13 protein-coding genes are annotated in these 13,074 nt (G+C 64.3%); 5 read left to right on the top strand and 8 right to left on the bottom strand.

Translation table 11 applies throughout. The features are described 5' to 3' along the window. Nucleotides 1–275: 275 nt before the first annotated feature. Entirely contained in the window at nt 276–3,284 is a 3,009-nt protein-coding gene (locus tag A3OM_RS0104880; RefSeq protein ID WP_051074368.1) for a PAS domain-containing protein, read from the top strand. Between the two features lie 37 nt (nt 3,285–3,321). Here A3OM_RS0104880 and A3OM_RS0104885 read toward each other — a convergent pair whose 3' ends face one another. Further along, on the bottom strand, nt 3,322–3,753 hold the full coding sequence (locus A3OM_RS0104885; protein WP_018042610.1) for a flagellar assembly protein FliX: 432 nt from the start codon (nt 3,751–3,753) through the stop codon (nt 3,322–3,324). 281 nt (nt 3,754–4,034) lie between these two features. Here A3OM_RS0104885 and A3OM_RS0104890 point away from each other — a divergent pair, with 281 nt between their 5' ends. The 3 genes from A3OM_RS0104890 to A3OM_RS0104900 are packed head-to-tail and all read left to right on the top strand — an operon-like array spanning nt 4,035 to nt 6,109. Then, nucleotides 4,035–5,174, top strand: coding sequence for a flagellar basal body P-ring protein FlgI (locus tag A3OM_RS0104890; protein ID WP_026175720.1), 1,140 nt, complete (start codon nt 4,035–4,037; stop codon nt 5,172–5,174). Nucleotides 5,175–5,211: 37 nt separating this feature from the next. After that, nucleotides 5,212–5,637 (top strand): rod-binding protein, encoded by a 426-nt coding sequence (locus tag A3OM_RS0104895; protein WP_156465606.1) that lies wholly within the window; start codon nt 5,212–5,214, stop codon nt 5,635–5,637. Next, entirely contained in the window at nt 5,621–6,109 is a 489-nt protein-coding gene (locus A3OM_RS0104900) for a hypothetical protein (RefSeq protein WP_018042613.1), read from the top strand. Before A3OM_RS0104895 ends, A3OM_RS0104900 begins: the two co-directional genes overlap by 17 nt. A 7-nt stretch (nt 6,110–6,116) precedes the next feature. Here A3OM_RS0104900 and A3OM_RS0104905 read toward each other — a convergent pair whose 3' ends face one another. After that, nucleotides 6,117–6,446 (bottom strand): porin, encoded by a 330-nt coding sequence (locus A3OM_RS0104905; RefSeq protein ID WP_018042614.1) that lies wholly within the window; start codon nt 6,444–6,446, stop codon nt 6,117–6,119. 151 nt (nt 6,447–6,597) lie between these two features. Here A3OM_RS0104905 and A3OM_RS0104910 point away from each other — a divergent pair, with 151 nt between their 5' ends. Then, complete coding sequence (locus tag A3OM_RS0104910) at nt 6,598–7,422, top strand: hypothetical protein (RefSeq protein ID WP_018042615.1); 825 nt, start codon at nt 6,598–6,600, stop codon at nt 7,420–7,422. Between the two features lie 30 nt (nt 7,423–7,452). Here the strand turns inward: A3OM_RS0104910 and A3OM_RS26280 are convergent, their stop codons facing one another. The 6 genes from A3OM_RS26280 to A3OM_RS0104940 all read right to left on the bottom strand — a co-directional run bounded on the left by A3OM_RS26280 (nt 7,453) and on the right by A3OM_RS0104940 (nt 13,044). Next, complete coding sequence (locus A3OM_RS26280) at nt 7,453–7,848, bottom strand: hypothetical protein (RefSeq protein WP_245257759.1); 396 nt, start codon at nt 7,846–7,848, stop codon at nt 7,453–7,455. A 493-nt stretch (nt 7,849–8,341) separates the two neighbouring features. Next, on the bottom strand, nt 8,342–8,683 hold the full coding sequence (grxD, locus tag A3OM_RS0104920; protein ID WP_018042617.1) for a Grx4 family monothiol glutaredoxin: 342 nt from the start codon (nt 8,681–8,683) through the stop codon (nt 8,342–8,344). Between the two features lie 45 nt (nt 8,684–8,728). Then, complete coding sequence (locus tag A3OM_RS0104925; RefSeq protein WP_018042618.1) at nt 8,729–9,235, bottom strand: DUF29 family protein; 507 nt, start codon at nt 9,233–9,235, stop codon at nt 8,729–8,731. Between the two features lie 22 nt (nt 9,236–9,257). Beyond that, on the bottom strand, nt 9,258–9,494 hold the full coding sequence (locus A3OM_RS0104930) for a BolA family transcriptional regulator (protein WP_018042619.1): 237 nt from the start codon (nt 9,492–9,494) through the stop codon (nt 9,258–9,260). 26 nt (nt 9,495–9,520) lie between these two features. Further along, complete coding sequence (gene purL, locus A3OM_RS0104935; RefSeq protein WP_018042620.1) at nt 9,521–11,740, bottom strand: phosphoribosylformylglycinamidine synthase subunit PurL; 2,220 nt, start codon at nt 11,738–11,740, stop codon at nt 9,521–9,523. Nucleotides 11,741–11,898: 158 nt separating this feature from the next. Further along, entirely contained in the window at nt 11,899–13,044 is a 1,146-nt protein-coding gene (locus A3OM_RS0104940) for a hypothetical protein (protein WP_043764462.1), read from the bottom strand. Nucleotides 13,045–13,074: the final 30 nt, after the last annotated feature.

Consider the following 13,074-nt stretch of genomic DNA (forward strand, 5'->3'; position numbering starts at 1 on the left):
ACCAGGCCGGATGGCGGTGCGAAGCCCCGTCGCATGGCGGTCGAAAACCCGTCGGATGACGGTGGTCCGGCCCCTTCGCGAATGCCATCGGACGATTGGGAGAGGACGGTTTGCGGCCGGTGCGCCGTAACCTATAGGGTCGTTTCACGTCGGTCCCTGGACCGGCCGCGTGATCTCGCCCGCCGCGCGAAACCGAGGCCCTGAGAGTGCCGGAAAGCCGAACCTTGCCGAAGCCCATCGCCGGACATTCGGACATCTTCGTCGGCTCGAGCGAGATGGCGGCCCTGATGCGGGCCAAGGACTGGTCGCAGACCCCCCTTGGGCCGCCGGAACGCTGGCCCGAGGCGCTGAAGGTCGCCCTGCGCATCCTCCTGACCTCGCGGTTCGAGATGTGGCTCGGCTGGGGGCCGGAGATCGCGTTCTTCTACAACGACGCCTATCGCCCGACGCTCGGCCTCAAGCACCCGGAATCGCTCGCGAAACCCACCAAGATCCTCTGGGCCGAGATCTGGGACGACATCGAGGCGCGCATCCGCAGCGTCTACGAGGACGGCGAGGCGACCTGGGATCGCGGGCTGCTGCTGCTCCTCGAGCGCAACGGCTATCCCGAGGAAACCTATCACACTTTTTCCTACAGCCCGGTCCTCGCCGACGACGGAACGGTGGGTGGCCTGTTCTGCGCGGTCAGCGAAGAGACGAACCGTGTCATCAGCGAACGGCGCCTCGGAATCCTGCGTCTCCTCGGCGAGAGTCTCGCTCGGGCGGAGAGCCGCTCCGACGTGCTGCGGGCGGTGGAGGCCAGCCTCGGCGAGGCCCGTCGCGATCTGCCCTTCAGTGCCATCCATCTCTACGACGGGGGCAGCCTCGCCCGTCTCGCCGCCGCCACCGGGATGTCGGCGGACCATACCGCCCTGCCGGAGGTCATCGATCCCGCCGGCCCCCTCGCGGGCTTGCTCGGCGGCACGGGACACGAGACGATCGTCGATCTCGATCCGTCCCAGAACTGGCCGACCGGCGACTGGTCGAGGCCACCCGCGCAGGCGGTGAGCCTGCCCCTGGTCGGACAGGGTGGAAGCGCGCCGCTGGGCATCGTCACGGTGGGGCTGAACCCGCACCGGCCCATCGATGCCGATTACCTGAGCTTTCTCAAGCTCTTGGCCGGACAGATCTCATCGAGCCTCGCCAGCGTCTCGGCCTATGAGGCCGAGCGCGAGCGCAACGCTGTCCTCGCCGAAGCCGTTCGCATGCGTCAGGAGGCGGCCGAAGCCCTGAGGCAGGCCAACGAGGCCCTCCTCTCGGAAGTCCGGCAGAGGACGGCGGAGCGCGACCGCATGCGCACCCTGTTCCAGGACGCACCCGGCTTCATGTGCGTCCTGAGCGGACCCTCGCACGTGTTCGAGTACACCAACGAGGCCTATCTCCAGCTCGTCGGGCATCGCGACATCATCGGGATCGGCGTCCGCGAGGCGTTGCCGGAGGTCGAGGGACAAGGCTTCTTCGAGCTTCTCGACGAGGTCTACGCGACGGGCAGGCCCTTCATCGGCCGGAACATGCCGGTGACGATCCAGGCCGGACAGAATGGCGGCCTCGAACAGCGCATCCTCAACCTCGTCTATCAGCCGATCACGGAGGCCGACGGCAGCGTCACCGGCATCTTCGCCGAGGGGCACGACGTCACCGACCGCGCGCTCGCCGAAGACGCCCTGAGACGCCTGAACGAGACGCTCGAACAGCAGGTCCAGGCCCGGACCCAGGAGGTCCAGGAGCGGACCCAGGAGCGCGATCGGGCCTGGCGCCTGTCGCAGGATCTGCTGATGGTCACGGAAGCGGACAGCCGGATCGCAGCGATCAACACCGCCTGGACGACCCTTCTCGGCTGGACATCCGCCGATCTCGCCGACCGCTCCTTCGCGGATCTCGCCCATCCCGACGACCGCGACGCCGTCTGCGCGACCTTCTCGGCCATCGTCGCCGAACCGCTCACCGACCCCTTCGAGTTCCGGCTGCGCCACGCCGACGGCAGCTACCGCTGGTTCGCCTGGACGGGCGCGTTCGAGGACGGGCGGATCTATGCCAGCGGCCGCAACACCACGGCCGAGCGCGAGCAGGCGGCCGCCCTCGCACTCGCCGAGGACGCCTTGCGTCAGGCCCAGAAGATGGAGGCCGTGGGCCAGCTCACGGGCGGGATCGCCCACGATTTCAACAACTTGCTCACCGGGATCGTCGGCTCCCTCGACCTGATGCAGACCCGCCTGTCGCAGGGCCGGATGGACAATATCGAACGCTACGCCAAGGCGGCGATGTCCTCCGCCAACCGGGCCGCGGCGCTGACTCACCGGCTCCTCGCCTTCGCCAGGCGCCAGCCGCTCGATCCGAAGCTGGTCGACGCCAACGCCCTGATCGCATCCCTCGAAGACCTCCTGCGCCGGACGATCGGCGAAACGATCTCCCTCGACATCGTCATGGGAGAGGGGCTGTGGGCGACCCTGTGCGATCCCCACCAGCTCGAGAACGCGATCCTCAACCTCGCCATCAATGCCCGCGATGCCATGCCGGATGGCGGCCGGCTGCGCATCGAAACCAGCAATTCCGAACTCGACCGCGCCTATGCCCGACTGCATCCGGGGGTGGAGCCGGGCGCGTATGTCCGTATCGTCGTATCGGATACCGGCACCGGCATGCCGGCCGACGTCATCGCCCGGGCCTTCGACCCGTTCTTCACCACGAAGCCCCTGGGGCAGGGGACCGGCCTCGGCCTGTCGATGATCTACGGCTTCGCCCGGCAGTCGGACGGCCATGCCAAGATCGACTCGCAGGTCGGGCACGGTACGGCGGTGAAGCTCTACCTGCCCCGCTCCGTCGAAGCGGTACCGGAGCCAGGCACGGCGGACACCATCACGGAGGCGGCCCGTCTCGGCGCGGGGGAGACGGTCCTCGTGGTCGAAGACGAGGGGGTGGTGCGCGACCTCATCGTCGATGTGCTGGAAGATCTCGGCTACCGCGCGATCTCGGCCCCGGACGGCCTGGCCGGCCTGAAGATCCTGCTCACCCAGGAGCGTGTGGACCTGCTCGTGACCGATGTCGGCCTTCCCGGCCTCAACGGTCGCCAACTGGCGGATCAGGCCCGCGAAACCAGGCCCAATCTGAAGGTGCTGTTCATTACCGGCTATGCCGAGAACGCCATTTTCGGCAACGGCCAGCTCGATCCGGGCATGCAGATGATCACCAAGCCGTTTCCGGTGGAGATCCTGGCCGGCCGGATCCGCGAGATGATGGAAAGCTGAAGCCCCAGAAGGCTTTCGCTTATGACGACAGGTTCGGTCAGGTGGCTTGAGCGGCCGAGAGCTTGGCGAGTTCCACCGCTGCGCGCAGCTCGATATCGGCGATGAGCCCGTCGAGGCGCGGATCGCCGCTGGACCCGGCACGCTCCGAGAGTCGGCTCGCGATGGCTTGGAGTTCACGCGTCGAAACCCTTCCCATCACCAGGGAAGCCTTCAGCCGGTCGAGACCGTCGAGAAGGTCGTGGCCACGCTTGGCGAAGCGACGGCGGCGCTCGCCGGGCTGCTCGCCCTGACCCTGCAGGGTCAGGATCGCGTCGAGCCCCGCCAGGGAGGTGGTGGGTGCGGTGGTGGCCGAAGAGGTGGTCGCCGCTGCGTCACCGCCAAGCAGGAAGGAAGAGGACGCATCCGTCTTACGCAAAGCGGGCGAAGCGGAGGCCGAGGCGTGGGAGACGAGGCGGTGATCGACGCGCATGAGCCGTCTCCGAAAATCAGGGCGTCGCTTCGCGCATCGGCACGACGGTCGTTTCGCCCAGCAGAATCCGCCCTCGATGGTTAACCATCCGTAAACGACCGGGCAGAAGCTGCCGGGTCGGCAGGGAAAGCGGTTCCCACCGTGAGCACGGAAAACGCCATCTCGAAAAATAAGCGTTTTTTGTCAGATGCTTGACCGACATGGACAGTTGGCATGGTCCTGGCAGACCATCCGGCATGTCCAACGTCCACGACATGCCCCGCCGACCAGCAAAGCGCATCATGCCAATCGCGACCGCCCGGACCTTCCAATCGGCACTCCTCACCTGCGGCGCGGCGCTGCTGGCGCTGGTCTTCGGCTTGAGCGGCCAGGCTTTCGCCCTGTCGCGGGTGAAGGATCTCGCGAGCATCGAAGGCGTGCGGCAGAACCAGCTGGTGGGCTACGGTATCGTCGTCGGCCTCAACGGCACCGGCGATACCCTCAACAACATCCCCTTCACCCGGCAGTCCCTCCAGGCGATGCTCGAGCGGCTCGGGGTCAACACGAGGGGGGCCACCATGCGCACCCAGAACCTCGCGGCCGTGATGGTGACGGCGAGCCTGCCGCCCTTCGCCACACAGGGAAACCGGATCGACATCACGGTCTCGTCCCTGGGCGACGCCAAATCCCTCCAGGGCGGCACCCTGCTGGTGACGCCGCTCCTTGGCGCCGATGGCGAGGTCTACGCCCTGGCGCAGGGATCGGTCGCCATCGCGGGCTTCTCGGCCGAGGGCGATGCCGCCAAGATCACGCGCGGGGTGCCCACCAACGGGCGCGTGCCCAACGGGGCGATGATCGAGCGGGAGACGGCGTTCAAGATGAACGACATGCGCTCCCTGCGCCTGTCCCTGCGCAACCCGGACTTCACCACCTCGAAGCGGATCGCCGCCGCGATCAACGACTTCATGGGCGCCGACACCGCCGAGCCCACCGACCCGGCCACCGTCACCCTGCAGATCCCGGCGAAGTACAACGGCAACATGATCCGCCTCGTCACCGAGATCGAGCAGCTGAAGATCGAGCCCGATCAGACGGCGCGCGTGGTCGTCGACGAGCGCTCGGGCATCATCGTCATGGGCCGCGACGTGCGCGTATCCACCGTCGCCATTGCTCAGGGGAATCTGACCGTCACCATCACCGAGCAGCCGCAAGTCAGCCAGCCTGCGCCACTCTCCAACGGCACGACTACCGTGGTGCCGCGCACCGGCGTCAAGGTCGATACAGGCGAAGGCAACAAGCTCGCCATGGTCAAGGAAGGTGTCACCCTGCGTGAGTTGGTGGATGGCCTGAACGCGTTGGGGGTCGGCCCACGCGACCTGATCTCGATCCTCCAGGCCATCAAAGCCGCCGGCGCCCTCCAGGCCGATATCGAGGTGATGTGATGCACCTCCCTCTCTTCCTCCTCCCACCCAAGAGGCGATGACCATGCTGTTCGCACCCCTCGCCGCCAAAGCCGCCATCGGGGTCGGCCGGGCTATCGTCGGCGATATCGCCAAGTCGGTCGGTAATGGCCTCAAAGACGAGACGACAAAGGCGGCGTCGACGTCCGCAAATAGCAAACTTGCAGCGGCGGCCACGGCCAAGACACCGGCGGAGATCAAGGCTCGCAAGGCGTCCAACGAATTCGAGACGATGTTTCTGGAGCAGACCCTGGAGCGGCTCGCCACCTCGGAGGGCACTGATGGCCCCCTCGGCGACAATGGCACCGGCGGAGCGGTTTACCGCTCGATGCTGACCAAGGAATATGCGGGTCAAATGGCAAAGAGCGGGGGGGTCGGCATCGCCGATCAGGTTTACCGCGAGATGATCAAGATGCAGGAGGCTGGAAATGCAAGCCGCAACTGAGACCAAATCTCTTCGCATCGCGGACAAGGCTGGCGCCGATGCGCTGATTGCGCACATCATGCAAACCATGCAGGCGCTGGAGGACATCCTCTCGGAGGAGGGAGGCCACGTTCGCGTCGGGCGTCTGCGCCAGGGCCTATCGCAGACCGAGCGGAAGACCGCTCTGGGGGCGTCCTACATGCAGAGCCTGGAAGTGGCCAAAGCCAATGCCATCGCCTTGGCACGGTTCGCCCCGGAATCCATTGAGGAGCTTAAAACCGCCCACCGGCGATTCGCCCAGGTGGTGGAAACCAGTCAGATCGTGCTGGCAACGGCACGCACGGTCTCCGAAAGCCTGGTCAAGTCCCTGGCCGACGACATGAACCGCTCGAGAACGGCCACCGTGTATGGACGCCCCTCTCAGCCGCCGTCTCCCTATGGCAAGGGACCGGCGGGTCGGAGCCAGCCCCTGGTGCTGTCGCGCAACCTTTGACAACGTTTCAACGCTGTCCCGCGTCGATCCGCACATAGGTCCGAACCGGACCATAACCTGTCTCCGTGCGAGTATCGACGGCGAGGCGGCCGCCGGCGATCGATCGGGAGGCGGGGTCGCCTTCGCGGGAGCGTAGGTCGAGCCCCGTCGTTGCCCGTCCGCCAATGCGGATGCAGGTTTCCGAGCCGGGAATGCGAATGAACCCCGAGCCGTGCCTGGGACAAGGCTTTGCCGCCTGCTGCAGTTGCGGCCTCATCGGCTCAAGCGCAAAAGCGAGAGACGTCAGGGTCGTGAGCACGCAGACAGCCAGGCTGCCGACCAGTGTTGCCCTCACCATGCGTGTCGTTCCCCAAGGCTCCGTCGGAACAATTCGCTATACCCTTTCGGCCGCGAACGATCGATACCGGTTCCCCTCCGCCATACGGTAACCTTTCGGTAAACAAACGTCCTTAATCATTGGTGACACGGCTAAACGGGAAGCTTGAGACATGGCGGATAAGGTCATCGGGGCGGCGGAGTCCGATCGGTCGCCGGAAGCGCTTTTGAAACAAGCCGTTAGCGGCACCAAGGTGAAGCCCGCGCCGATGCCGGAGAATCGTCGGCGACTGCCATCGATTTCCCCGCTTCTTGGCGGAGTGGCGGCGGCGGCCCTCGTGATCGGGCTCGCTGTGGGCGCAGGAGCGATGAGCCTCGTTTCGCCGAAATCCGATCCATCCTCGGAGCGGCTAGCGCAGATCCAATCCCGTCTGGAAATCCGCCAGGCGGATGTCGCCCGGCTACAGACCGAAATCGAGAAGCTAGGAAAGGTTCTCGCGCAGGTGCAGGATGCTACCGAGTCTGTCCGCAGCGAAGCGAAGAATCGGTCCGCCGCCCTCAACGACCGGATCGGCAAGGCCGAACAGGCTATCGTTTCGAAAGTCACGAGCCTCGCCGACCGGCAGGATCAAACAGAGCGAGACCAGACGGTAAAAATCGCTGCTCTGACGTCACAATTGGACAAGCGAGCGGCGGCGCCCGCTCCGGCCGCTCCTGTAGCGGCGACGCAAGCCGCCAAGCCTCAGCAGCCTGAGCCAACGGAAACCGGATCCCTTCCCGACAAGGCAAAAGCTTCGACACCGGCTGTCATCGATGGATGGGCTGTGCGCGAGGTCTATAACGGTGTGGCCGTCATCGAAGACCGTCGTCATCGCCTCGTGGAGGTCGGCCCAGGGGACACGATCCCAGGCGTCGGCAAGGTCGATTCCGTCGAGAGACGCGGGCGGAACTGGGCGGTTGTTACGAAACAGGGCCTGATCACCAGCCAAACTTGGTGAGCCGACTGACGATATCGAGTACGCGCGGAATCAGGACAGCTGTACTTCGATCTCTGGATCACGCAGGGAATGCGGATACCGCGCTTCAACAGTGAGGGGATCAGCCATAGCGCACCCGCGTGCAGCGCGGTTGCGGCCATGGGTCAGTGCCCGATCCTGCGCTTCCTGGGTGGGGAACAGAATGGCCGCGAGGAGAGCCTGTCCCTCGAATTCTGAATCCAGATTCTTTGCTTCAAACACTGGCATTGCGGTCACCAGACCTTGAGCCGTGCGAACTTCGCATGGGTCGTTGTGTGCGTATAAACCGACAATGTGGATTCCGGCAACAAGTTCCCGTCCGCCACGATTGTTTACGCTTAATTTGCATTTTGCATCGCCACGAAGTTTCCGCAGTGCGGCAACACACTCGATTACAGGTTCATACAATCTGGAATGGGACCTCCTCCAAAAGTATAGTAAGTGTCGGCCGCCTCACCCCATCCATGGGCGAATTAAACTGAAACCCAGCTAATCGTCGCGGGCACAAATCTCAGATTATTGAGGAAATATCAAATAGAAGGATTTATTATCGGTTCATTTTCAAATAATAAAAATGGCCGCTCGCCCAATAAAACCCAATAATCATTGAAATTTGCTCGTTTTCAATCACATTGATACTCAAGATTTATGATTTAACCAAAAAATATCACCCTTCTATGTAACTTATCTAATATTCTACATAACTCGATGACCCTCTGACGTGGCCCGCGATGACCTTGGATGGGTAGCCAATCGCCCCTCATCCTCGAGCCCAAGGCCCCCCTGCCCAAGGTTCAATGTAAAATCGGCCGTTGCGCTCTTGTCCCGATAAAGTGCGAGCGACACGAAAAAGGGCGCTCGCGCGCCCTTAATCGACATTTAAGATTGAGCTTTGGTCGCTTCAGGCGACTGCAGTCGCCTTAACAGCCACACCCTTCTCGGTGAGGAACTGCTGCAATTCTCCCGACTGGAACATCTCGCGGGTGATATCGCAACCGCCCACGAACTCGCCCTTGACGTAGATCTGCGGAATGGTGGGCCAATTCGAAAAGGCCTTGATCCCGTCGCGGATCGCCATGTCGTCGAGAACGTTCACGCCCTTGAACGGCACTTCGAGGTAATTGAGGATCTGCACGACCTGGCCGGAGAAGCCGCACATCGGAAACTGTGGCGTGCCCTTCATGAACACGACGACGTCCTGGGAATCGATCTCGGTCTTGATGGCGGCGTTGACGTCGGTCATGCAAATATCCTTTCCAGGACTGAGGCGGGGAACTAGCGCTTGAAGTCAGTGTTTTTCAGGCGATTTCAAGATCGTCGTTTCGGCGATCCTCAAAAGCGCGTCGTCAATGTAGAATGGGGTGACCAGGGGATCGTCTACGTCCAAGGAGCATTGAAACGACAAGTTGGAGATCAGCGTATCGCCGTATGCGGTCCGTCCCGGCTTGGCTAGTTCCTGGGTTGCGGCCCAGCCGTTGAACCAGTCGATACGCTGCGACATGGAAGGTTCGCAACGTCCGCGGGCACCGATCTGGAAGGCCTCAACCTGCCTGCGCCAATGCTCCACGGGGAGGGTGCGTGGCGCGGATAGCCGCTTTAAGAGATGCACCGGGCTTTGAGTGCGGAGGCTTTCACCGGCCTGGGCCTGCGAACGCCCCACGTTCTCTATCTCCTCGGCGACATTCTCCCAGTCCAGCATATTGGACAGGTCGGAGCGTGGCGAGAGGGCGCGCAAGGCCGACGCTTGCTGCTCGGTCCCGCTCACGATGTCGTCGTACAGGCTCGGCTGGTCCATGGGGACGCCCTGTTGATCGCCCCTAATCTTGCGGGACACCGGTGGTGAGCGCAAGGGCGTGCAGGACGCCCCCCATCCGACCCTGAAGCGCACCGTAGACGAGTTGGTGTTGCGCCACGCGAGTCTTACCCTTGAAGGCCGAGGAGATGACTGTGGCGGCATAATGGTCGCCGTCGCCGGCCAGGTCTTTGATCTCGATCGTGGCGTCGGGCAGCGCTTCACGGATCATGGCCTCGATATCGCGCGCATCCATCGGCATCGGACTCAATCCCTTTCGAGTGACGTTCAGACCGTGGCAGGCCGGGTCGCCATGTAGGTCGGCAGCCAGCCTTCATGCGCCTCGCGGAGATCCGAGACGGATATGGTTTCGCCCGCGGGCAACGTCAAATCTTGCCCTCCAGCGAAGCCGATGACGGAGGCCGGAATACCCTGCGCGTTCGCGCTGTAGAGAAGGTCCGGCACGTTCTCCGGGTCGACGCTGAGGAGGTAGCGGGCCTGGTCCTCTCCAAAGAGATAGGCATGCGCGGGAAGACCGGCGGGCGCATCCGGCAGGGTCGCGCCGATACCACCGGCAATGGCCATTTCGGCGAGGGCCACGGCAAGCCCGCCATCGGAGAGGTCGTGCACGGTGTCGACGAGGCCCGAGACGATGAGGCTGCGCACGAAATCGCCGTTGCGGCGCTCTACCGCGAGATCGACCGGCGGCGGCGCACCATCCTCGCGCCCGGAAACCACCGAGAGATAGACCGATTGGCCGAGCCAGCCTTCCGTGGCGCCCACGAGGACGAGCATATCGCCGTCACGCTTCAGCGAGATGGTGGCGTGTTTCGTGACATCGTCGAGAAGGCCGACGCCGCCAATGGTCGGGGTCGGCAGGATGCCGACGCCGTTGGTTTCGTTGTACAGCGAGACGTTGCCGGAGACGACGGGGAAGTCGAGGGCGAGGCAGGCCTCGCCGATGCCCTTGAGGCAGCCGACGAGCTGCCCCATCACCTCGGGCTTCTCCGGGTTGCCGAAATTCAGGTTGTCGGTGATGGCGAGAGGCTTGGCGCCCACCGCCGTGATGTTGCGCCAAGCTTCCGCCACGGCCTGCCGGCCGCCTTGCACCGGGTCCGCCTCGCAATAGCGCGGAGTCACGTCGGCGGTCAGGGCTAGCCCCTTGGGTCCGTCCTCGACGCGAACGATGGCGGCGTCGCCACCGGGCTTCTGCACGGTGTTGCCGCCGATGAAGTGGTCGTACTGCTCGTAGACCCAGCGCTTCGACGAGAGGTCGGGGGAGCCGACCAGCTTCTTCAGGGCCTCGGCATTGCCGATCGGCGCAGGCACGTCGGCGGCCGCGATCACCGGCTGGTGCGTGTTGGCGATGTGCGGCCGGTCGTAAAGCGGGGCTTCGTCGCCGAGTTCCTTGATCGGCAGGTCGGCCATCGTGACGCCGTCATGCTTCACCACGAAGCGCAGAGTGTCGGTGGTGTGCCCGATGATCGCGAAATCGAGGCCCCATTTCACGAAAATGGCCTCGGCTTCCGCTTCCATACCGGGCTTGAGCACCATGAGCATGCGCTCCTGGCTCTCCGAGAGCATCATCTCGTAGGCGCTCATGTTTTCTTCGCGGGCTGGCACCTTCTCGATGTGGAGCTCTACGCCGAGATCGCCCTTGGCGCCCATCTCGACGGCCGAGCAGGTGAGGCCGGCCGCACCCATGTCCTGGATCGCGATGACGGCCCCCGTCGCCATCAGTTCGAGGCAGGCTTCGAGCAACAGTTTCTCGGCGAAGGGGTCGCCGACCTGCACCGTGGGGCGCTTCGATTCGGAGGCGTCGTCGAACTCGGCCGAGGCCATGCTGGCGCCGTGGATGCCGTCGCGGCCGGTCTTAGAGCCGAGATAGACGATTGGGTTCCCGACGCCTGTTGCCGCCGCATAGAAGATCGCGTCGGTGCGGGCGAGGCCCACCGCCATGGCGTTGACGAGGATGTTGCCGTCGTAGCGCGGGTGGAAACCGACGGCGCCGCCCACGGTTGGGACGCCGAAGGAATTGCCGTAGCCGCCGATGCCGGCCACCACACCGGAGACGAGGTGGCGCGTGCGGGGATGGTCCGGAGAGCCGAAGCGCAGGGCGTTCAGCGCCGCGATCGGCCGCGCCCCCATGGTGAACACGTCGCGCAGGATGCCGCCAACTCCTGTCGCTGCGCCCTGATAGGGCTCGATGAAGCTCGGGTGGTTGTGGCTCTCCATCTTGAAGACGCAGGCCAGTCCGTCTCCGATATCGATGATACCGGCATTCTCGCCGGGTCCCTGGATCACCCATGGCGCCGAGGTCGGCAGGCCGCGCAGGTGCTTGCGCGAGGACTTGTAGGAGCAGTGCTCGTTCCACATGGCCGAGACGATGCCGAGCTCGGTCAGGGTCGGATCGCGTCCGATCAGGCCACGGAAGCGCTCGTACTCGTCCGGCGTCAGGCCATGCTGGCGTACCAGCTCCGGTGTGATCGGAACATCGTTGCGGAACATGCGACCCCTCTCGACCGCTCAGGTATCTGTCGCGCCCCTCCCGATCTCGGAATGGGTTTGCGAGGTTCACCAAGTCCGGTCGGCTCTAGAGGGTAAGCGCCCGTGCTGGCAACTCATCAAAGCGGCGTCCGGCCATGCGGACTGGCGGAAACGCTGCGTCAGACGACCTTCTCGGAGGCGGGCTCACTTGGAAGACGCAGGCGATCGATGGCGCTGTGGATAGGCTCGGGACCAGCGACGAAGGCGACGTAATCGAATGCCTGTGGGTTCAGGCTCGACATCAGCAACTGGAAATGCATGCGGAACAGATTCCACTTGCGCCGGGCGATGATGTTCTTCTCGATCAGGTCGGTGATGCGGACATGGATCTCCACCGGCCGATGTGCAGGCGGGGAGGGCATGTCGGAGGCGCTGAGGACGTCGCGTTGGTGGACCGAAAGCCAGTCCCACTTCGCACGCACGTCAAGCCAACGGATGGCGCGGCATGCCGCCACCCGCGCGAGGGCCGCGCGCATCTCGCCAGCCGGTGCATCGAGGGTGATCCAAGGGATCACGCTGCCGATACTGACGAAGGAAACCGGCGTGCCTCGCTGCCCGAAGCCGGGATCCTGCGTCAGGACCCTGTCGAGAGCCTCGACGCCGAGAAAGCTTGAGGAGGAATGTCCGATGACGACGATCTCGCTTGCTCTGCCTTCAGCGGTGCGGATCTCATCGGCGAAGGCGTCGAGACGCCGGCGCATGCGCGTCTCGGCACCGCTGGCGTGGTCGTGGGTGAATGCGGCGTCGTCCACGAGGTGGGCGACATAGAACGGTTTGGACCGGGTCAAGCCCATCAGGCCGGCGAGGAGGGCGTAGGAGATGACCGGGATCGCCGCGATCAACCAGGGTCGCCAGCCTGACGGTCCGAGCAGAGCCGGCAACGCCGCCAGGATCACCGATGCAACGATCAGGCCGGCATAGATCTGGTGGACGCCGATGATGACGCGGGCAAAGCGCTTGGCTTCCCGCCGAAACCTACGAACGTAACCGCTGCGGTAGAGGCGCCACCATAGGGCGGGGACCTCCACAAGGCGTCGCCAGTTCGATCGCGGAAAGCGGGCGCGGACGATGTCGTCCCAGCGCAGCAGGGTATAGCGCGTGGGGGCCCCGTCCACGTTCACCGTCCAATCGAGGCGCAAGCCATCTTCCGACCGCACCGGGTCGCTCACGGCGATGGCCATGCCGCGCCTAACCGCTGTGAGTCTGCTCTCGCGCCGAAACAAGCCCCAATAGGTTTCAGGCTCACGCGGATCGAAACCCGGCATGTAGAAGATCTGGCGCGGAAGGAGATCTGT

The organism is Methylobacterium sp. 88A (assembly GCF_000376345.1).
In the GTDB taxonomy this organism is placed as follows: Bacteria; Pseudomonadota; Alphaproteobacteria; order Rhizobiales; family Beijerinckiaceae; genus Methylobacterium; species Methylobacterium bullatum.